This window comes from Donghicola eburneus (assembly GCF_900115865.1).
GTDB classification, from domain to species: Bacteria; Pseudomonadota; Alphaproteobacteria; order Rhodobacterales; family Rhodobacteraceae; genus Donghicola; species Donghicola eburneus.
The window spans coordinates 254525-275441 of the sequence record NZ_FOXY01000006.1 but is presented as its reverse complement, the minus strand read 5'-3'; the positions used below and the strand labels follow the sequence as shown (position 1 = coordinate 275441).

The 20917-nt window shown below is 59.8% G+C and carries 20 protein-coding genes; 8 read left to right on the top strand and 12 right to left on the bottom strand.

Annotation, left to right across the window (positions count from 1 at the left end; all coding sequences use genetic code 11):
- Positions 1-11 precede the first annotated feature (11 nt).
- Positions 12-353 carry a hypothetical protein gene (locus BM225_RS12905; RefSeq protein WP_072703166.1) on the top strand — a complete coding sequence of 114 codons (342 nt, stop codon included), beginning with the start codon at positions 12-14 and terminating at the stop codon, positions 351-353.
- A gap of 18 nt (positions 354-371) precedes the next feature.
- Positions 372-722 carry a hypothetical protein gene (locus tag BM225_RS12900; protein WP_072703162.1) on the top strand — a complete coding sequence of 117 codons (351 nt, stop codon included), beginning with the start codon at positions 372-374 and terminating at the stop codon, positions 720-722.
- 187 nt (positions 723-909) lie between these two features.
- Here the strand turns inward: BM225_RS12900 and BM225_RS12895 are convergent, their stop codons facing one another.
- From BM225_RS12895 to BM225_RS12870, 6 genes are all read right to left on the bottom strand, one after another.
- A complete protein-coding gene (locus BM225_RS12895; protein WP_092464772.1) occupies positions 910-1968 on the bottom strand; it encodes an MBL fold metallo-hydrolase in 1059 nt (352 codons plus the stop codon).
- 151 nt (positions 1969-2119) lie between these two features.
- Positions 2120-3127 (bottom strand): Ldh family oxidoreductase, encoded by a 1008-nt coding sequence (locus BM225_RS12890; protein ID WP_092464771.1) that lies wholly within the window; start codon positions 3125-3127, stop codon positions 2120-2122.
- 39 nt (positions 3128-3166) lie between these two features.
- Entirely contained in the window at positions 3167-3817 is a 651-nt protein-coding gene (locus BM225_RS12885) for a DUF3726 domain-containing protein (RefSeq protein ID WP_092464770.1), read from the bottom strand.
- Positions 3814-5505 (bottom strand): hypothetical protein, encoded by a 1692-nt coding sequence (locus BM225_RS12880; RefSeq protein WP_092464769.1) that lies wholly within the window; start codon positions 5503-5505, stop codon positions 3814-3816. The genes BM225_RS12885 and BM225_RS12880 overlap by 4 nt, the downstream gene beginning before the upstream one ends.
- A 292-nt stretch (positions 5506-5797) precedes the next feature.
- The gene (locus BM225_RS12875) at positions 5798-6799 is read right to left on the bottom strand and encodes a membrane dipeptidase (RefSeq protein WP_092464768.1); all 1002 of its coding nucleotides are present in this window, start codon (positions 6797-6799) and stop codon (positions 5798-5800) included.
- Positions 6799-8247 (bottom strand): aldehyde dehydrogenase family protein, encoded by a 1449-nt coding sequence (locus BM225_RS12870; protein WP_092464767.1) that lies wholly within the window; start codon positions 8245-8247, stop codon positions 6799-6801. The genes BM225_RS12875 and BM225_RS12870 overlap by 1 nt, the downstream gene beginning before the upstream one ends.
- A 115-nt stretch (positions 8248-8362) precedes the next feature.
- Here BM225_RS12870 and BM225_RS12865 point away from each other — a divergent pair, with 115 nt between their 5' ends.
- On the top strand, positions 8363-9262 hold the full coding sequence (locus tag BM225_RS12865; RefSeq protein WP_245780487.1) for a LysR family transcriptional regulator: 900 nt from the start codon (positions 8363-8365) through the stop codon (positions 9260-9262).
- 7 nt (positions 9263-9269) lie between these two features.
- On the opposite strand, the gene BM225_RS12860 is transcribed toward BM225_RS12865, so the two are convergent.
- Positions 9270-9866 carry a rhodanese-like domain-containing protein gene (locus tag BM225_RS12860; protein WP_072703138.1) on the bottom strand — a complete coding sequence of 199 codons (597 nt, stop codon included), beginning with the start codon at positions 9864-9866 and terminating at the stop codon, positions 9270-9272.
- A 237-nt stretch (positions 9867-10103) separates the two neighbouring features.
- Here BM225_RS12860 and BM225_RS12855 point away from each other — a divergent pair, with 237 nt between their 5' ends.
- Positions 10104-11663, top strand: a complete 1560-nt coding sequence (locus tag BM225_RS12855) for a methyl-accepting chemotaxis protein (protein ID WP_092464766.1) — start codon at positions 10104-10106, stop codon at positions 11661-11663.
- A 67-nt stretch (positions 11664-11730) separates the two neighbouring features.
- Here the strand turns inward: BM225_RS12855 and BM225_RS12850 are convergent, their stop codons facing one another.
- Genes BM225_RS12850 through BM225_RS12830 form a run of 5 tightly spaced genes read right to left on the bottom strand, consistent with a single transcriptional unit; the run spans position 11731 to position 16257 of the window.
- Positions 11731-12483 (bottom strand): SDR family NAD(P)-dependent oxidoreductase, encoded by a 753-nt coding sequence (locus BM225_RS12850; protein WP_092464765.1) that lies wholly within the window; start codon positions 12481-12483, stop codon positions 11731-11733.
- A gap of 9 nt (positions 12484-12492) precedes the next feature.
- The gene (locus BM225_RS12845) at positions 12493-13290 is read right to left on the bottom strand and encodes an SDR family NAD(P)-dependent oxidoreductase (RefSeq protein ID WP_092464764.1); all 798 of its coding nucleotides are present in this window, start codon (positions 13288-13290) and stop codon (positions 12493-12495) included.
- The gene (locus BM225_RS12840) at positions 13287-14654 is read right to left on the bottom strand and encodes a TRAP transporter large permease (protein ID WP_072703127.1); all 1368 of its coding nucleotides are present in this window, start codon (positions 14652-14654) and stop codon (positions 13287-13289) included. The genes BM225_RS12845 and BM225_RS12840 overlap by 4 nt, the downstream gene beginning before the upstream one ends.
- Positions 14651-15178: a TRAP transporter small permease subunit gene (locus BM225_RS12835; protein WP_072703125.1), complete on the bottom strand. Its 528-nt coding sequence runs from the start codon at positions 15176-15178 to the stop codon at positions 14651-14653. The genes BM225_RS12840 and BM225_RS12835 overlap by 4 nt, the downstream gene beginning before the upstream one ends.
- A 56-nt stretch (positions 15179-15234) precedes the next feature.
- Positions 15235-16257, bottom strand: coding sequence for a TRAP transporter substrate-binding protein (locus BM225_RS12830; protein ID WP_245780486.1), 1023 nt, complete (start codon positions 16255-16257; stop codon positions 15235-15237).
- Positions 16258-16467: 210 nt separating this feature from the next.
- Between BM225_RS12830 and BM225_RS12825 the strand changes: the two genes are divergently transcribed.
- Genes BM225_RS12825 through BM225_RS12810 form a run of 4 tightly spaced genes read left to right on the top strand, consistent with a single transcriptional unit; the run spans position 16468 to position 20900 of the window.
- Complete coding sequence (locus BM225_RS12825; protein WP_092464763.1) at positions 16468-17262, top strand: IclR family transcriptional regulator; 795 nt, start codon at positions 16468-16470, stop codon at positions 17260-17262.
- 25 nt (positions 17263-17287) lie between these two features.
- On the top strand, positions 17288-18457 hold the full coding sequence (locus BM225_RS12820; RefSeq protein ID WP_072703118.1) for an acetyl-CoA acetyltransferase: 1170 nt from the start codon (positions 17288-17290) through the stop codon (positions 18455-18457).
- Positions 18454-20070: an acyl-CoA synthetase gene (locus tag BM225_RS12815; protein ID WP_072703115.1), complete on the top strand. Its 1617-nt coding sequence runs from the start codon at positions 18454-18456 to the stop codon at positions 20068-20070. Before BM225_RS12820 ends, BM225_RS12815 begins: the two co-directional genes overlap by 4 nt.
- On the top strand, positions 20067-20900 hold the full coding sequence (locus tag BM225_RS12810; protein ID WP_092464762.1) for a PPC domain-containing DNA-binding protein: 834 nt from the start codon (positions 20067-20069) through the stop codon (positions 20898-20900). Before BM225_RS12815 ends, BM225_RS12810 begins: the two co-directional genes overlap by 4 nt.
- The last annotated feature ends 17 nt before the right edge of the window (positions 20901-20917 follow it).

Sequence of the window (20917 nt, the reverse complement as noted above, 5' to 3'; positions counted from 1 at the left end):
TGGAGTATCTTATGTTCGAAGCATCAACAGTCCCACAGCTCGTCATCCCGAGTGCCTATTTCGGGCTGGCGATTTTCATGGTTCACGGCGTGCCTCTTCTCCTATTATGCATGACCCTACTTGGAGGAGGGATCGCCCTGTTGCATCTGCTGCACGGCGCGTTTGACGCGATTGAGATTGATGAACCGCGCGGTAGTCACGTGGTGGCCAGCTACGGCTATGCGCCGGATGGTGCAGAAGCAGAAGATTTTACGTTTCCGAGCATCCTTCCCCTGCGCGGAATGATCGCGCGCGCCAAGCAGCGTATCAAAAAATTCCACAAGAAATACATCAAGTTTATCGCAGCTTCCTGAGCAGGCCGGAGACCATCAATGATCCTACAAGGTGAGTTTTCCGGACGGTCCGGTCACGAAATGACCGGCCGCTTTACTCTGCGCAGAGTGCGTGGTGGATATCGTTTGATTACCAGCAATGACTTCTTCTTCGATGCAGCTGCGCCGGCACCCGCGTGGGCGCTTGGTGATCCGGACCAAAGCCCTTATCCCGGTCTCGTCGCAGACTCGATCTGGCACAAGCTAGAGCCGTTTTCTCCTGTCAGCGGGATTCAGTACCTGCGTGTCCCTGATCACGACTGCTTCCGCGCGGCCCGCGCGGTCATCACATGGTGCACACTGACCAAGATTCCCCTTGGCGAAGGCCGCGTCACTTCGGCGACAGCATAAAACATATTGGCTAGCATCTAGCACTTGGCGGCATAGGTGCACGGGACCTCGCGGCTCGGGAAACTATAGTGCCAAACTTGGTACCCCGAGCTTTAGACAACCATCGGTCACCAACGCCAGATAACGCTACGGTCGCACTCTAAAGCCAGTCGCACGGCTGGGAATTGACCCCAGCCAGTGCCGCCCCTCAGATGGAAGGGATCGCCCAAAACTCGCCAGCTTCTAGTGCGCGAAAGCGGTTTTGAGCGACGTTATGTGCTCCCAAAGCTTCTTCCAATGCAAATCTGGGGTCGTTTCGTCCTTCGTTTGTCAGCTGGATGGTACCCCAGTGGTGCCCCACCGCGTAGGCCGCCTTGGACAAGAGAAATCCTTGGACCGCTTCGTCGGGGTTTTGGTGCTGATCGGCCATGAACCAACGTGGATCGTAGGCACCGATCGGCAAAAGCTCTGCACGGATCGGACCAAATTGCGCGGGCAGGTCGCGATAGGGGCGGCCTTGGTCAAAGCCTGTGTCCCCGATGAACACCACGGCCCCACCGGGACCGGTCAGCACAAAGGTCCCCCACAGTGCCATCGATCGATCCGATACGCCACGTGCGCCCCAGTGGTGACAGGGCGTGCAGTGTATTCCAAGTTGACCAAAGTTGGTTGACTGCCCCCAGTCCAGTACTTCGGTCCTTAGCCCAGTGCTTTGGATGATCGTGTCGTTACCGAGGGGCGTGATCACCAGTGGATCATGATCTGCCTTCAAGCGCGTGAGGGTCGCCAAATCCATATGGTCGTAGTGACAGTGGCTCAGCAGGATCAAATCGATCGGCGGCAAATCCTCGAAGGAAATGCCCGGCTTGGCTACGCGCTTGGGTCCCGCAAACGACACTGGCGACGCGCGCTCTGACCACCACGGGTCGGTCAATATATTCAGCCCGCGTGTCTGGATCAACATCGTGGCATGTCCAACCATCGTAACTGTCAGATCATCAACGCGGCGCTCTGGACGAACCGTCAGCACGGGCACCTCGGTCGGCCATTCCGTTGGATCCTCGCCCATGCGCCAGCGCAGCAGATCGCGGAAGCCCTTGGGTGGGCTGCCATCGGGGTTGAAGAACCGGACACCATCGAAATGGTCGGTCACAGGGCCCTCGTAATAACGGTTTTTGCCGGAGCGCACGGCAACGGTTGTGGTGCACCCAACTGTCGAAACCCCAAGAAACGCCGCTGCGGACTGAAGTAGGGTTCGACGGTTCATACACTGGCTCCAATCGGAAATGGCTCATGGCCTCTGGTCGCGCTGTTTCGCGCCAAGACCTAGAGCTTACACTAGGGCTGACCAGATGTGCGCGCAAACCACTGATGAGCGGGGTTCATCAATCACTGGGTTGCCAGCCGTCCTTAGACAGTCACACCAGAGCGCGCACTTTAGCGAGAAGATCGGCATCCACGGTAACGCCGTCGCTTTGGGCGCGCTCGCGGCAGGCTTTGCGGCCGTCACCGGGCAGGCGCGCGCCGTCCTGATCGTGGAAAGAGGCTAGCAAATGTGCCAGCTTCGCTTGGAAGTCCGCGCCCGCGGTCGCGCCCGGATCAATGGCGACAAAGAACTGACCCGTACGAGGTGGCCCCCCTGCCGTGCCCGAGAACGGGCTCGCCTGGGTCCCCAATGCAGCGCCAGTCAAGGCAGCGGCCATTATCTCGACCGTCAACGCGATGCCGACGCCCTTGTATCCGCCTGATGGCACCATGGAGCCCTTCAGGCCTGCATCCGGATCGGTTGTGGGATGGCCATCAGCATCCAGAACCCAGCCTTCTGGGACTGTTTTACCTTCGCGGGCATGTTTCATCACCTCGCTCTTGGCAATGGTGCTGGCGGATTGGTCGATCAGAATTGCGGCGTTGCCTTGCGCATCCGGTGCAGCAATCGAAAAGGGATTAGTGCCAAGCACCGGCTTTGCTCCACCCGACGGCGCAATCGAGGCGGGCGCGTTGGTGAACCCGAGGCCGACCAATCCCGCCTCGGCCAGACGGCGGGTGTGGACCCCAAGCACGCCGCAATTATAGGAGTTGTGGATCGCCAGCACCGCAACGCCCATTTCGCGGGCCAAGGGGATGAGGCGCGCAAAGCCCATGTCGATGGCCGAATGCGCAAAACCAGTGGCGGCATCGGCGATCAAGACGGCGGGACGGGGGTTGGCGATCACAGGGCGCGCGGAACCATCCACCTTACCGCATTTCACATGCTGCGCATAAATCGGGATGTACGCCAACCCGTGCGAAGATACGCCGTCTGCCTCTGTCATCGCGGTGGCAATCGCCAAAGGGCGCGCGTTACCTTCTGTCGTCCCGGCCTTGACCAGCGCGCGGAACGCGAGGTCTTCGATCTCTGTCAGCGAAAGGGTTTCTGTGGCGGTCATGGCGGTGTCTTTCTGTTGTCTCGAGATCACTTGACGCGGTCAGTCATTGTCATTCAGACCAGCGCCTGCGCCCTTTAGGCGGCTTTCATCCGTGGCGGGTGCAAAGGTCCGATGTGCGAATACGGCAAGACGGTCCCAACTCTGGGGGCTGACGCTGGCGCGCATGACCGGTTCTTTGGTGCCGGTCATCTTGGCAGGTGTGGAAAAGACCATTTCGGTGGTCATGCGAGTGTAGAGAATATCAGTTTCGCCGTGCAGACACAGATGGCGTCCGTCGGTAGCAACGCGCACCCCGCCCCATTCTACAGCGACAGGATGACCAAGGCGTAATGCGGCCCCGCCCATAAAAGGCACGGCCAAGAGCGGAACGCAGACGTTCTCCATGGTGATGGACCCGCGTTCCATCAGCCGTACAGCGCAATCACTAAGAGAGGCACCCGCGATCAGGGGGCTCATCCGCCGCGCCGGAGCGTGCCAGACGGCGGCGCGCAAGGACACCGGCGAGACATCAATCGCTGGAATGCGGTCATTCATCTCCAAAAGATCCGCCAAAAGGTCTGTTCCCTGGAAACCAAAGGCGGACAGCCAACGGGTGCCTTTGGCCGCCTCTTCAGCAAGCCCCCAAGCAAGGCCAGATCCCCGTGCCGCCCGTTTGCTGAGTGCTTCGATTTCGTTCAGGGAATAGGTCATGCATCTCCCTTTGGAAGGTCAGGATAGGGCCAGTATTCTGCGGTGTCAGACGTCAATTCCTGCGGCAGCGGCGCGTTGCCGTACATGCTAATCCGTAACCAGCGGTCGGAGCGAGGATCGAACTTGGTGGCACCAAAGAACGCTAGCTTGCAGCGCAGCATGTCTATGGGCATCACCCGCTCTGAAATCGTGTTATCTCGGATCTCGGCATAGGGTGCGCGGCCGACAATCTGTGCGCGGCGCAAAGCGTGGCGGTGTTCGGGGTGGCGAAGGATGAATTCGGCCACCTGCGCGTCATCGGGCCAATGGGACAAAGCCCTGTGCAGCGCGGCAGCATCTCGCCCCGGCGCTAGCGGCTGCTCGTATTCCTCGACCGGTTCTTCGAAACGCTCGCCAAGACGAGGCTCCAGCTTCTCTTCGGACACATACCACGCGCGGGCGCGATTGGCGGGCAGCGACCAGTCCGTCTCGATCGCCCAGTGATACACGCGCTCCAGCAGCGCACGCAGGTCCGCGATGGTCATGGACCCAGCGATCCGGAATGTCGCCGTATTGTCAGCAGCCATTGTCTCCGCCAAGTCATCCACCAGCGCGCCATAGGGCTCTAGCAGCAACGAAACGACCCACTCTTGCCCCTCGAGCGAAAGGTTCTGCTCGGCCCATTGATAGAGGCGATCCCAAGGGTGCGGGGCCGACAAATCAATGGTCTGAAGACACAGGCGCAGGGCAACGACGTCTGCCTGCAAAGCAGCCAACTTCTCTCGCTGGAGGGGATGTTCAGACTGCCAAGCGGCAAACAACAGAGTGCTGCGTTCAAAGAGCTCGTGAAACAGCGCGATGTCCGCACCCTTGGCGATATCAATCCCGCGCACACGGCTGAGTGCCGTTTCGCGCGCAGCGATCCAGTTATTGAACAGCACTGGGTGGTTCAGCAAAAACGGCGCCATCCCAAGTCCGGTCGAATTCCCGATCCCCAAAGACCGCGCGATCTGCGGCGCAAGCTTTGCCGCAGTCGTCCCGTTTTGTTGGGCGCGGCAGCAGGCCATATGTTGTACCAGATCCGTCACAAACCATCGTGTCAGGTAAACCGACAACATCTCGACCTGAAACGGGACGCGGAACTCGGGACGATCTGCAATCATCTCACGGTCTGCAGCGCCTAGTTTGCCAGAACCATAGACCGCGGTGGTCCGCATCAAATAGCCCACAGCCTCGATCTGAGCGGTTTCGGGCTGATCGCCAGCAGCTAGCGAGGCGACCACGTGTTCCCACAATCGCACCGAACGGTTCGCCCGCGAGACGGATAGTTCCCGACCCGTAACGCGTCCCGCCTCTTGGAGTGGAATGTTCTGCGCAAGACGCTGGATATCCGCATCCTCTGGCACGCCATCGAACAGGGTAAACGTGGCATCCCACGCCTCTGCAATCACGCGGTCGGATCGCTTTTCGGGTGGCAGATCATGCGCAAAGGCGATCAGCGAATAGGTGCGCTCCGGCGTGTTAGCGGTGTAGACCGCGTGCCCCTCGCCATTTCCGTCGATCTCGAACGCCGTACAGTCAAAGCGCCACGATTCTGCCGCCATCCGGCGAGTCAGGACACGTTTGAACGACAGGCGCGACTGATGAAAGGAGCCAAGCCGCGCGAGGCGCATCACCAGTTCGGGGTCGCGATTTGGCACTTCGGTCATAAGCACGGACCTTATCTTCAGACGGCAAATGATAGGTTCGGGCGTGGCACCACGCACGAACCGATCTTGGTTAACGGCCCTTGGCGAGTGTGATCCGAAGCGCGCCCCAAAGCGAGGACAGAAGCAACAGAGACGCGGACGCTACGGTAACAATAAAGAGCCCTGACAAATGAGAGGACGCCAAATCCGACCGCAGTCGGCAACGGGAAAACTACCCGAATTTGCAGCTTCTGTTGGTTTTCAGTAGCGCCTGACATTGTGCTCTCCCGTTCACTGCACGCTCTGGGTGCCATTAGTTGCCATTTCCAAACTCTTCTTGCTTTTTTGAAGGCGCGAAACTCTCGGAAAAGAAGCGGTACCAATTACCACCCATAATGCCGGCGACCTCCGTCTCGTTCAGACCTGTAGCGCGCAAACCAACCTCAATATTTCCGAAGTCACGGTTGTCTTGAAACCAAGATGGCATAGGGGGGAAACCGGGGTCGGATTTAGACCCTTCGCCGTAGTCAATCTGCTTGGTCCAGCGGCCCACACGCATCCATTCGACAACGCTGTCGGGCTGGTCCTGACAGAGATCCGTGCCGATCCCCAGATGCTCTGGGCCGTAACGTTCGGCGGCGCGGGCAATCATCTCGCAGAAGTCCTCCAGCGTGCAGCCTGACTTGCCCTTTAGGTGGTAAGGGTAGACCGAAAAGCCGAACATCCCGCCGTTTTCTGTGACCGCCCGAATGACCGCATCCCGCTTGTTCCGCAGGGCGGGTGCCCAGTCATGCGGGTTTGCGTGGGTGATCGCGATAGGGCGCTCGGACCATTCCGCCGCCTCGATCGTCGAGCGGTCGGCCGAATGGCTCATATCCACCACCAGACCCACGCGGTTCATTTCACGCACCACCTGCTTGCCCATGCGGGTTAGGCCGGCATCTTCGGCCTCGTAACAACCGGTCGCCAGCAGGGACTGGTTGTTGTAGGTCAGCTGCATGAACCGCGCGCCAAGGGAATGGACGATCTCGACCAGACCGATATCGTCCTCGATTGGGCTAGGGTTCTGAAAACCAAAGAAGACAGCCGTCCTTCCCGTGGCTCGGGCCGTGTCGATGTCGTCAACCCCCAGCCCCTTCATGATCAGGTCTGGATATTGTTCGAACCACCGGTTCCACTGTTCGAAGTTCAGTACCGTTTCGCGAAAGTTCTCGTGATATGCGATGGTGACATGAACCGCATCCACACCTCCTTCACGCAGCTGACGAAAAATCTTTTCCGACCAATTCGCGTATTGCAGACCGTCAATGCGCATCAGATTGGACCTGCGCTGATATAAGCGGTTTTCACCGTAGTGTAGAATTCGGCTGCGGCTTTGCCCTGCTCGCGCGGACCATACGAGCTGTCACCTCGCCCGCCAAACGGCACGTGGTAATCGGTGCCCGCTGTCGGCAAGTTCACGGTAACCACCCCTGTCCGCGCGTTGCGACGGAAATGCGTTGCCCGTGCCAAAGAGGTCGTAACAATCCCTGACGTTAGCCCAAAATGAGTATCATTCACGACCGCCAGCGCCTCTTCATAACTGCCAACCTTGATAACCGAGGTGAGCGGTGCAAACATTTCTTCGCGGTTAATCCGCATCGCGTTGGTGGTGTTCAGAAACACTCCGGGCGACATGTAAAAGCCGTCGGTCGGCATCTGCAATCGTTCGCCGCCGCAGGCAAGTTCGGCCCCCTCGGTCTGGCCCAAGGTCACGTATTCTAGGTTTTCGGCCAACTGCTGCGCGCTGACCACGGGCCCTATTTGGGTCCCTTCCTCTAGCGCATGACCGACCTTCAGCGCCTTGGTAGCAGCCACCAGTTTCTCGACAAAGGCGTCGTGGATCGCCTCGTGCACCACCAAGCGCGAGGACGCGGTGCACTTCTGCCCTGTCCCACCAAAAGCGCCGCCCAGTGCCAAGGTCACCGCCAAGTCCAGATCCGCATCGTCCATCACTGCCAGCGCATTCTTGGAGCCCATCTCCATCTGCACTTTGGTCAGGTTCTGGATCGCCGCCGCAGCGATACCTTTGCCCACGGGAACTGAACCAGTAAAGGATATTGCATCCACCTGAGGGCTCTCAACCAAACGCTGGCCAATGGTGCTCCCTGCCCCCATCACAAGACTAAAGAGACCTGTGGGAATATCCTGACGATTGATGATGTCGGTCAGCGCGACTGCGGATGCGGGTGTCAGGTTCGCAGGTTTCCAGATAACCGCGTTGCCATAGCAGAGCGCAGGCGCAATTTTCCAAGACGCGGTCGCGGTCGGGAAATTCCACGGGCTGATGATCGCGACTGTCCCGACGGGCTCGCGGCGTACGTCAATTTCCACCCCTGCGCGGACGGAATCCGCGTTCTCGCCCAACTGGCGCAGGCATTCCGCCGCGTAGTAGGTAAAGAATTGACCCGCGCGATAGACCTCGCCCCTGCCCTCGACTAGCGGCTTGCCTTCTTCGCGCGACAGAAGAACACCCAATTCTTCAGCTCGGGCCATAAGCTCTGTACCGATGGCCATGAGAACCGCTTGCTTCCGCTCTATGCCATAAGCCGCCCATTCTGCTTGAGCCACACGGGCCTGCGCCAAAGTCGCGTCAAGCTGATCCGCGCTCGCCTGCGCATAGAGGCCAATCAGATCCGTTGTGTCAGAAGGGTTCCGGTTCTCGATTTCGCTTTCACCAGTCTGCCATGCGCCAGCAATCAGGTTTCTGTGGATCTCGGTCATGACGGATTGCCTTGTGCAGTTGGGAAGCCCCTCTCGTATGGACTCGCCACGCACCTTCAGCCAAACTTAAACTTCTGAAGTACATTTCAGTTTTGTTGAAGTAGGGTTGGCTCGGATGCTGAAGATGGAAATGCTGCGGGGCTTTGCCACCGTGGCCCGCACTGGGAACCTAAGTGATGCGGCAGATGCACTCGGGCGCACACCCTCGGCGGTGTCCATGATGCTCAAGCAGTTCGAGACCCATTTGGGCGAGCCCTTGTTCGAAACCGACCGAAAAAACAGGCTGACCGCTTTAGGCACCTTTGTGCTGGAGCAAGCAGAGCGGGAACTTCAGCAGTTCGACAACACCGTCCGCGCAATCGAAGGGTACGCACGCGCCGCTCATGGCCGCGTCAGGATCGCAACGGTCCCTTCTGTCGCCAGTACGATCATTCCGCGTGTTTTGTCCCGCCACATGCCAGATTTTGAACAAGTGGATCTCGAGATGCGCGATATGGACTCCAGTTCCATACGGCACGAATTGGACCGCAGCCGGATTGACATCGGGATCGGCACGATCGGAGAGCATGTCGCCGGACTGGACAGTGCTCTGCTGATGACAGACGCTTTTGGCGTGATCTGCGCACGGGCCCACCCGCTGGCCGCGGAGCGCGGGCCCGTCACGTGGGAGGCGCTAGAGGGGCATCGCCTGATCGCAAACAGCCTGTCCGCCAACATCGCGGCAGAGCCCGCGCGTGCCCTACACAGAAACTCTCTTCTAACAGCGCAGAACGTAGCCTCGATCCTTGGTATGGTGCAGGCAAATATCGGTCTGACCATTTTGCCAGAGATGACAACATGGGCTGCAGCGCAGAGTGGTTTGGTCTTTCGCCCTTTGGCGGATAAGGCCGCTCGGCGCGAATTGCACTTGGTCAAAAAGCACGACGCTACGCTATCGCCAGCAGCCCGCCTGTTTGAGACACGTATTCTCGAGACGGTGGCCGATTGGAACAGAGGCGACGCCGTTCGCCCCTAAACGGGACTTACTGACCCTCGACCACAGTCAGTCCGAACAGCTGCCACATCTGCATGCCGCCGCGATAATAGTAGATCCGCTCTGCGGGGAAGCCCGCCTCGATCATCCGGCGCGCTGCGGTTGGCGACTGCCCACACCACGGGCCGTTGCAGAATAGGGCCACATCCTTCAGACCGTCCACATCGCAATCAAAGCCATCGAAATCCACTTCGCAGCCCAAAACGTCCAAACGATCTGCCGCTTCGGTGTAGGGCACAGAGATCGCACCCGGGATCGTCCCCTTCAGGTATTCAGGGCGCACACGACCATCGGCAACGACCGTGTTCGGGTCTTGCAGCATCTCAAGCAACTCAAGTTCACCAATCGCCGTAACGCCCTCGGCAGGCACCATGGGCTGGATGCAGAAATTCGGACAGGGCCGAGATGTCAGGTCCCAGTCGCCTTCGAGCCGGTGATCGTTGTCCTGAATGCGAGAGATGTCGACCGTCGCCCCACCTTCGAGCGGAACGGTGACCGACATCACATCGCGGGTGATATGGACCGGCTCTGCGGCCAGCGGCAACGCAGCCAGACAAATAGCGGCCGTCGTGAGATAGCGGATCATGTCTCCTCCTCTTGATCCCAACCTTCTTTGGCCGATCATATCACGTTTAATGAATAAGTCTGCGGAAATGTCCGCTTCCAGAAGAACGCGCAACGGCGTCGACCGATGGACCGAGCTGCGGGACAGGAGGATAAAAGTACATGTCCAAAAGTCCTTTTCGCCTCGTCTAATAGACGGCCTCAGAAACGTTCAAGAGGATGCTAGGGATAGAGTCTCTTTGAAAAAGCAGGATCCCCCATGCTGAAGACGATCAAATCCCGCCTTCTTTTTGTATTTGCGCTTCAGCTTCTGGTGATTGGCGCGCTCGGTCTCGGTGCCGCCTACCAGATGCGCGAAATGGAGCGTCGCAGCGCAGAGATTGTTGAGAACCACTTTGCGACGATCCTTCTGTTCGAAACGCTCGCCAAGAACCAAGCCTCGATCCAGAGCCTCGTTCGTGACTACATGCTGCTAGAGGACAAGTCGCGCAAATCGGCAATTCGCAAGGAGTTGAAAGCGCTGCGCAAGGAGCAAGAGACGCTCATCGACACCCGCCGCGAAACGGCTGGCCCGGAGCTGCTGGCCAATCTGGATCAGTACGACGAATTGCGCACCGATCTGGAAAAGGTGAATAAGAAAGCCGCGATGGTACTGCGCTTTGGAAGCCCATTCAAAGCGGCCGAGTTGCTGGACCAGCACAACGGCAAAATCCTGACTGATATGCAGGACTTGCTCACGCGCGTGCTGGACGCCGAGACTGCCGATATGGACAGCGCCGTGGCAAGCTCGGCAGCCGAAGCACAACAGGCGCAAATCGCAGCCCTGGGTGTGATGGCTCTGGCCGCGCTGGTGACGCTGCTCTCCGGTGCTCGGATTTTTAGATCCCTGAACCGTGGCCTGACCAAAGCGCATAACCTGAGTGCCCGCGTGGCCGAAGGCGATTTGACCCGCACAGAGGACGTTCGCGGGAAGTCAGAACTGAGTTTCTTGCTTGTTAACCTGAACACGATGGTCACAAGCCTGCGGGATATCGTATCCGAAGTCACCTCCGGCTCGGCCAACGTTGCGACCGGCGCGAACATGATGGCCAGCACAGCTGAAAACCTGAGTAACAACGCCGTCCAACAGAGCGCCGTCTCCCAGCGCGTGGCCTCTGCGGTCGAGCAGATGACCGCAAATATCGGACAGGCTGCCGAGAACGCTCAGAAGACTGAGACGGTCGCATCCAGCGCAGCCAGCAACGCCCGCGAGAGCGGCGCTGCCATGCGCGGTGCGATCGCCGCCATGCGCGATGTGGTCGAAAAGATCGCTATCATCCAAGAGATCGCCCGTCAAACCGACCTTCTGGCCCTGAACGCTGCGGTCGAGGCCGCCCGTGCCGGTGAACATGGTCGCGGCTTTGCCGTCGTCGCCTCCGAAGTTCGAAAGCTGGCAGAACGCAGCCAACAGGCCGCGACAGAGATCGGCGATATCTCTCAGGGGACTGTCATGGCTGCCGAAGGCGCAGATAAAATGATGATCGAACTGGTGTACGAGATCGAAGAAACATCCTTGCTGGTTTCAGAAATCTCGCGTGCCAATTCGGAGCTGTCCATTGGCGCCAGCCAAGTGCGCGACACCATGATCGAACTCGACACAAGCATTCAGGCCAACGACACCGCTTCGGTGCAGATCTCATCGACCGCCGAGGAATTGGCCGCTCAGGTCGGCAGTCTGCGCGATATCATCCTGCGTTTCCGTGTCGCCTATGGAGATGAGCCCTATTCACCAGATAACGTCGAGGCACCAGAAATCCTGGCCATTCCTGCGCCAGCCTAAGGTCACACCTGTTGGTCAGCTAATTATTGGCGCAGCTGCATCGGCTGCGCCAATTTTCATTTGCAGATCAGGTCCGCAGCGCAGGAAGCCCAACACCTGTGCTGTCAAATCCACCGTCAGACGCCACGACCTGCCCCGTGACATAGCTGGCACGCTCAGAGCACAAGAAAACGATCACCTCTGCGATTTCGCGTTCGGATCCATAGCGATTTAGCGGGATCGCGTCATGGTAGGCGTCGATAATCTCTTGCGAGTGAACGGCCATTGCCAGTTTGGTGCGGACGGGGCCAGGGCAGACGCAGTTCGCGCGAATGCCGTATTCCCCCAATTCCGCGGCCTGCTGTTTGGTCAGTTGGATCACAGCAGCCTTGGACGTGCCATAGGCGACACGCAGCGTGGACGCCCGCAAGCCAGAGATCGACGCGATGTTCAACAGAGCGCCCTTGGTTTCCTTGAGCGACGGTATCGCGGCTTGGGACACAAGAAACACGCCATCAAGGTTCGTTTCCATTACGCGGCGCCAGCGTGCAAAGTCGGTCTCTTCGATCGGACCAAAGTCCGCAACGCCCGCATTGTTGACCACCGCGTCGATCCGGCCAAAGGCCCCTTTTACAGCGGCGATCATCTCGGTCACCTGCTCGGGGATCGACACGTCGTAGACAAAGGGCTTGGCCTGATCCAAACCATCAGCCGCAATCGCGAGTTCATCGCCGTCACGGTCGACCATCGCGACCTGCCAGCCTTCTTCGATAAAGAGTTTGGTCGTTGCCAATCCGATGCCACGGGCCGCGCCCGTAACAAGAGCAATCTTTTGCGTCATACGTTCATCCTATCCTGCTGATGTTCCCATCAAAGTTCCCATACCGCCATCGACCCGTAGATCGACGCCGGTGATAAATCCAGCCGCATCCGACGCCAGAAAAAGCGCCGCCTCGGCAATGTCCCACGCCGTGCCCTGCCGTTTCAAAGGCACCTGCGCGGCCCGTGCGGCGCGTACTGCCTCCATGTCCTGACCAGGCGCGATCATCGCGGCCACATGGGGCGTATCGATCATGCCTGGCACAACTGTATTCGCCCTGATACCGCGCGGCGCATATTCAATCGCGATGCTTCGGGAAAATCGTTGGAGCGCAGCTTTTGACGCCTCGTATCCGATGTAGCGATAGGGCCCGTTGTTCATCCCTGCAAGGCTCGAAATATAGACGATCGCGCCCCCCTGCCCCATCAGTGGTACGCAGGCTTTGGTCGCGTGAAACGCCGCATCAAGATTGATCGCAAAGACCGTTTGCCAGTCGTCAAAGCTGGTGTCATCAAGCCCACCTTTGACACTGGTGCCGATATTGAAGTGCAAGACATCCAAACCACCCATGTTTCCTTGGGCGGTGTGGGCCATAGCATTGGCCGCGACTGGATCGGTGAGATCGGCCGCACACGTATATGCAACACCACCTTCGCCTATAATCAACGCGGCCGTTTCAGCAGCAGCGGCTTCGCTTCGGTCAACGCAAAGGACCTGAGCGCCCTCGCGGGCGTAGAGCACCGCAGCAGCTTTGCCGTTGCCCCACCCCGCCCCGACAGAGCCTGCGCCGATCACAGCGACCCGTTTGCCTGCCATCCGTCCGGTCATTGGAACACCTTGTTCGGCAGCCACATCGCGATGTCGGGGTAGGCGATGGTCAGCCCCAGCAGCACCAATTGTAGCAACACAAAGGGAATGATCCCGCGATAGATGTCGCTGATCGTCAGGTGCTGAGACGCCGCCCCACGCAGGTAAAACAGCGCAAAGCCAAACGGCGGGGTCAGGAACGAGGTCTGTAGGTTCAGAGAGACGAGAATGGCAAACCAGTAGATCATCTGGCTTTGCTCGACATGCCCCCCGAGGTCCATCAACTGAACCACGGGTGCAAAGATCGGCAGCATAATCAGTGTGATCTCGATCCAGTCAAAGAAGAACCCCATGACAAAGATCATGCCCATCATTGCGAACAGCAGACCCCAGTCGCCAAAGGGCAGCGCACGGGCGGTGTCGACGATGAAATGCTCGCCGCCCACTTTGCGGAAGATGTAAGAGAACGCTGTCGCGCCGACAAAAATGAAAAAGAGCATCCCCAGCTGCTTGACCGACCCGTCCATGCTGTCGCGCAGAACGGACATGTTCAGCCGACCTCGGAGCAGACCAAGTAGGAGCGCGGCGAACACCCCAACGCCAGAGGCTTCGGTCGGGGTTGCGACCCCGCCAAGGATCGAGCCAAGAACCGCAATGATCATGATCAAGGGAGCGAAAACGGATTTGAGTGTCTCGAGCCACAGCCCTTGGCGCTCATGCGGCGCAGGTGGGGGCGCTTTGGGTGCCATATGCGGCTGAAGCCAACTGCGTACAACAATATAAACCACGTACACCGCTGACAGCAGCAGGCCCGGCATCAAAGCAGCGACAAAGAGCCTGCCCAAAGAAATACTGAGCAGATCACCCATGAACACGAGCATCACCGAGGGCGGGATCAGAATGCCGAGCGTTCCGGCAGAGGCAACCGTGCCCGCCGCCAGCCCTTTGTCATAGCCTCGCTCCACCATGGTCGGGATCGCCAGCATGGCCAGCATCACAACGGACGCGCCAATAATCCCAGTTGCAGCCGCCAGGATAGTGCCCATCAGCACGACCGCCAGCGCCAGACCGCCCGGAATGACCCGCATGATCCGCTGGAGCGTGACCAGCAGATCCTCGGCGATGCGAGTTTTCTCCATGATGATGCCCATAAAGATGAACATTGGCGCAGCCACCAGCACCGCGTTTTCAATCGTGCCCGAGAAGATGCGGTTGGGCAGCAGCGTCGCCTGCGCCAGTCGCATATCGCCCGTCAGCAGCGCCAGCAGCCCAAAGACCAGCGAAATCCCCATGAGCATGATCGCCACGGGCGCACCGGAAAACAACGCAATCACCAGCGATAGGAACATCAGCCCCGGAAGGGACGAAGACAAGAGCTCGATCATACCAGCTCCTGCACCAGATCAGGGCGGCGCAAGGCCACAATGGCGCGCATCATCACCGACAGTCCCCCACTGATGGTCAGCAGAGCGCCGATAGGGATGGCGGATTTGATGATCCATCGGTTGGGCAGGCCAACGCCGCCTGGGCTGCCTTCGCCTCGGGTAAAGCTGCGCATGGTGAAGTCGTAGCCGTACCAAACGAGCAAAACCATAAACGGGATCAGGAACAAGGCGATCGCAAGGATCTCGATCCACAGGCGCGTTTTGCGGGTCATGCGCTGGGAAAACAGGTCAATCCGCACATGGGCGTTTTCGACATAGGCAAAGCCGAAACACAGCACCGCGATGGCGCCGTGGATGTGCCACTCCAACTCTTGCAGTTTGAAAGAGCCGGTCGAGAAAAAGCGCCGTCCGATCACGTCATACAGAATGACGGCCATCAGCACCAATAGCAGCCAGCCACACACCCGCGCGACGGCGCGGCACGGCGCGGCCAGACCGTCCGAAACAGCAAGCAATCGTTCCATTCCTGAAAACCTTCTGGAAAACGGGGGCGGCAGCGGACTGCCACCCCTTGTGCGGTTTACTTGATGTACGCGAGGTCCGCCCACTTCGCGAAACCGTCGCGGAAGTCGGACAGGCTCTGCCACGCACGGGCGAAATGGGGGTCAGCAGCGACCTGTTCTTCGACCACCTCATCCCATGCAGTCTGGAATGCACCCATCATCTCGTCATTCCAGCGATGCACCGTAACGCCCGCGGCTTCGAGGTTGGCCAACGGCTCCATCTGCTTGGCCTCACCTTGCGCCGAGGTGTAGGCCACATTCGCGGCACAGGCCGTTTCAATCGCAAAACGCTCCTGATCCTCAAGCCCGTCCCAGACATCCTGGTTCGCGATAAAGGTGATCAACGAGGTCTGCTGGTGCCAACCGGGGAAATAGTAGTGGCTGGCGTATTCATTCATGCCCACGGCTTCGTCAATCAGCGGGAACGACACCTCGGCGGCGTCAATCGTGCCAAGCCGCAAGCCTGTCAGGGTATCCGCGACGGGCATCGATTGCGCCTCTGCCCCTAGCTTCTGCATGACCTGTGCACCAAGCCCGAACACGCGCATCTTCAGCCCTTTCAGGTCGTCGGGCGTATTGATCTCTTTGGCGAACCAACCGGACGCTTCGGGCACCAGAATGGCACACAGCTCGGTGTGGATGTTATAGGGCTCGGTGATCTCGGCCCAGATTTCCTTGCCGCCGCCTTCGTACCACCACGCGGTGTAGGCGCGGATATCAGGGCCAAAGGGCACAGAGGTAAAGATCGCTGCCGAAGGGATGATCCCTTGGGCAAAGCCAGGGCTGTACCACCCCGCGTCCACCGCACCGGTCGAGATTGCGTCCCACATTTCATTGCCGCCAACAATGGCACCCGGTTCGTTGAACTCGATGCTCAGCTCGCCGCCTGTCAGCATTTCGACCTGTTTTGACAGGTTCACGCCGCTGTCCCCCAACAGGGGCAACGATGATGGATAGACGCTCTGCATGACCAGCGTCTCTGCGCTGGCGGCGCTCGCCATCAGGGCCGCGACAACCGCGACCTTACCAAAAGTCTTCATGTTTTTCCTCCCTCTCGATCCCATTTCAGCGGACCTCCCAATCCACTGCCTAGGCTGCACTATCCACAATATGGATGTTAGCGCTCATCTAAGATAAGGACGAATTCCACCGTGTGTAAATGATAAATCGAAAATTCTTGCCTTACAGCCAAGTATCGCTCAGCATGGCATAGGGAGACGACATTATATGTCCACAATATGGATACTAAAATGAAAACGGAACGGGTCGAATCGGGCGGCGCGCAGAGTGTGGATCGCGCGCTGTCGCTGCTGTCCCTCATTGCACGCGATGGTGGAAACGAGGTTCCAATGACCACCCTGACCGCCAAGTCGGGCCTGAGCCGTCCGACGGTGCGGCGGATGCTGCTGGCGTTGATGCGGTCGGGCTTGGTCGAACAGAACCCTGCCAGCCGGAACTACGCCTTGGGGCCAGAGAGTTATGTGGTCGGATTGATGGCGCAGCGCCGGTTTGATCTGCTGGAACTGGCGATGGACAGCCTGCGGGATCTGGCGGCCGAAAGCGGCGATAGCAGCTTCTTGTCCATGCGGCGGGGGCTCTATTCCGTGTGCCTTCACCGCGAAGAGGGCAGCTATCCGATCCGCACCCAAGCCTTGCAAGTCGGCTACCGCCATCCGCTGGCCGTAGGTGCGGGCGCGATGGCGATGCTTGCCGCGCTGCCCGACGACGAACAAGCACAAGTGCGCGGGGAAATCGGGCCGATTCTGGCCAAGGATTACGAACGCTATACGCCCGAGGTGCTGGATCAGGGCATCGCCCATGCCCGCCAGAACGGTTGGGCGCTGAATCCGGGTCTGTATCTGGCCAATTCGTGGGCCGTCGGCGTCGCGATCAAGGCGCCTACGGGGGACGTTCTTGGTGCGCTGACCATTGCTGCCATCGACTCTCGTATGGGCGAGGACAGACAACAGACTTTGGCCGCGCTGCTAAAACGCGAGGCCGACAAGATCGAAGCCAAACTGCGCCGCAGGCTTGGCTACACCTGACACCGGTTCGAGGGGAGGAAGAACCATGGATCATCCGCAAATCGTGGGGTGGGCCCACAGTAAATTCGGCAAAGCGCCAGAGGACAATCTGATCGACCTGATCGCCAGCGTCGTGCCCGATGCCTTGACCCACGCAGGGGTCGAGGCGGCGGACGTCGATGGCATCTATGTCGGCGTCTACAACAACGGCTTCTCGCCTCAGGCATTCGAGGGGTCATTGGTCGGGATGGCCGTTCCCGAGCTGGCCCACGTGCCCGCGATGCATCTGGAAAACGCCTGCGCCACGGGGTCGGCCGCGCTCTATGCGGCGATGGATTTCGTGGCCGCCGGACGGGGCAAGATCGCGCTGGTTGTCGGGGCGGAAAAGATGACCACCACGCCCACATCGCAGGCCGGTGACATCATGTTGACTGCCTCCTACCGCGCCGAAGAGTGCGAGTCCGAGAACGGCTTTGCCGGTGTCTTTGGCCAGATCGCCAGCAGCTATTTTCAGGCCAACGGGGACCACAGTCTGGAACTGGCGATGATCTCGTCCAAGAACCATGCTCACGGCATGCTGAACCCCTACGCCCACATGCACAAAGAGTTCAGCGTCGACTTTTGTAACACCGTCAGTGACAAGAACCCGCTGGTCGCGGGGCCCCTGCGACGCACGGATTGCTCGCTGATTTCGGACGGGGCGGCGGCGCTGGTCATCGCCCATCCCGATGTGGCCGCGGATCTGGAGCGGGCGATCTCCTTTCGCGCGCGCAATCAGGTGAATGACGTTCTGGCTCTGTCCCGTCGCGACCCCACGGAATTCGCAGGTGCACGGGGCGCATGGCAGAAGTCACTGGCCGAGGCGGGCGTGACCTTGGATGACCTGAGCCTTGTGGAAACCCACGACTGCTTCACTATTGCCGAGCTGTTGGAATACGAGGCGATGGGTCTGGCCCCGCGTGGCCAAGGTGGCCGTGTCATCCGCGAGGGCGTCACTCGCCGTGACGGCAAGCTGCCGGTGAACCCCTCGGGCGGGCTGAAATCGCGGGGGCATCCGCTGGGGGCGACGGGCGTGTCCCAGCACGTGATGGCGGCGATGCAATTGGCAGGCGACGCGGGCACCATGCAGATTGACGGCGCGACCATGGCGGGCGTCTTTAACATGGGCGGCGCGGCAGTGGCGAATTACGTCTCGATCATGGAGCGCGTGAAATGAGCGCAACATCGAACCGCGACCCTAAGCTGCCGTGGAGCACTCGCACCACCAACCTTGCGCATTTCCTGACCCGCAATGCCGCGCGTCTGGGGGACCGGCCCGCAATCATCTGGGATGACCTGACGATTACCTGGGGCCAACTCGATGCCCGTGTCAGCGCGCTGTCCGCCGCAATGCAGGATCGGTTTGGCGTGCAACACGGCGACCGCATTCTGGTGCAATCCCCGAACAACAACCAGATCACCGAAATCATGCTGGCCTGCTGGCGGGTGGGCGCGGTTTGGGTGCCGTCGAACTTTCGCCAACGCGCGGACGAGGTCGCCTATCTGGGCCAGAAGGCCGACGTGTCCCTGATGTTCTGCGAACAGGACTTTGCTGGCCACGCCACCGCCTGCACCGAGGCCGCCCCCAAGCTAGAGCATGTGGTCTGTATCGGCAGCGGCTTTGGCACCGAGTACGAAGCACTGATCGCTGACTACATGGGGCAGGACGTGATGAACGCTGATGTGGATCGGGATGACCCGTGCTGGCTGTTCTTCACCTCTGGCTCCACGGGGCGCCCCAAGGCAGTGGTTCTGACCCATGGCCAACTGGGCTTCGTGACCTTGAACCACCTGAACGACCTGATGCCCGCAACAACGCCTGACGACGTGAGCCTTGTGGTTGCGCCCCTGTCCCACGGGGCGGGGATGCACCAGTTGGTCCAGATCGCGGCTGGGGCGGCCAGCGTTTTGGTGCCTGCAGGCAAGTTCGACCCTGACGCCGCGTGGGAACTGGTCCAGCGCTACAAGGTGACCAACATGTTCACCGTGCCGACCATCGTCAAAATGCTGACCGAGCATTCTGCCGTGGACGCCTATGACCACAGTTCATTGCGCTACGTGATCTACGCGGGCGCGCCGATGTACCGAGAGGATCAGAAGCACGCCCTGCGCAAGCTGGGGCATGTGCTGGTGCAATACTTCGGCCTTGGCGAAGTGACGGGCGCGATCACCGTGCTGCCCCGCCATGACCATCACATCGAGGACGGCCCCGAGGCCCGCGTTGGCACCTGCGGGATCGAACGCACGGGCCTGCATGTCTCGATCCAAGGGGATGACGGCCAAATCCTTGGCCCCCATGAAACCGGTGAAATCTGCGTCGCCGGTCCCGCCGTCTGCGCGGGGTACTACATGGACGACGGCGCGAACGAAAAAGCCTTTCGCAATGGGTGGTTCCGCACGGGCGATCTGGGGCACTTGGACGAACAGCGGTATCTCTACATCACGGGGCGTGCCTCGGACATGTACATCTCGGGCGGGTCGAACGTGTACCCGCGCGAGATCGAAGAACTGCTGCTGACCCACCCCGCAGTGTCCGAAGTCGCGATCCTTGGCTGTCCGCACCGCACATGGGGCGAGGTCGGGCTGGCGGTTTGCGTCTTGGACGACGGTCATGACGTGAACGAGGCAGAACTAAATGCCCTGCTCGCGGCCAAGCTGGCCAAATACAAGCTGCCGAGCCAGTACATCTACCTGCCCGAGATGCCGAAAACCGGCTACGGCAAGGTCACCAAGAAACTCGTCCGAGAGGAACTGGAGGTCCAAGGCCTCTGGCCCGGTGAGTTGTCATGACCAGCCGCGACGCGATCCACCACCCCGGACCCCCATCGCCCGAGCCCTATTCCGTCGCGCGGGGAACCGCGCGGCAGGTCAGAGTCACCCTGCCCAAGGGCGCAGTGCTCATGCAGGCCGTATCCGACGCGATGGACGCGGCAGGCTGCGACAGCGGCGTGATGGTGGTAGACGGGCTAAAAATGGGTCCGTTCGATTTCGTCATGCCGGGGCCATCCAACGATGGGGTCCACGCGGCATGGTATAGTGCCACGCACAGCCGCAGGTCAGGTCACATCCAGGCGGGAACCGCTATTGTCGGCCGAAAAGACGGCGCATGGTGGCTGCATTGTCACGCGATCTGGACGTCGGAGACCGGGACCGAGATTGGACACCTGTTGCCTGACGCGGTGACACTCTCTGACGATTGCGATGTCACGCTCATCGCGTTCAAGGGCGGGGTCTTTGATGTGTCGATGAACGCGGAAACCCTATTTCCGATTTTCCATCCGACCGGCGGCGAGGCGAAAGGAAATGCGTTTATTGCCAAAGTCAGCCCCCACGCAGATATCCACGGGACGATCAGCGCAATGACCCAAGAGGCCGGTTTCGCACGCGCGACCGTCTACGGGATCGGTAGCCTGATCGGGGCTGTGTTTGAGGATAGCCCGCCCATGGCCTCTCCGATCTCAGAGGTACTGATTGACCCGCAAGCGCGCTGGAACCGGACCCTGTCTCTGCCGATGCGCTGCGTTGACCCTGCGGGAAACCAGTTCGGCGGCACGATCACACCCGGCCAGTCACCAGTTTGCGTGACGTTTGAGCTTCTGGTGATGGCAGACCCTGAGTGATGACGGGGAGGCGCGGT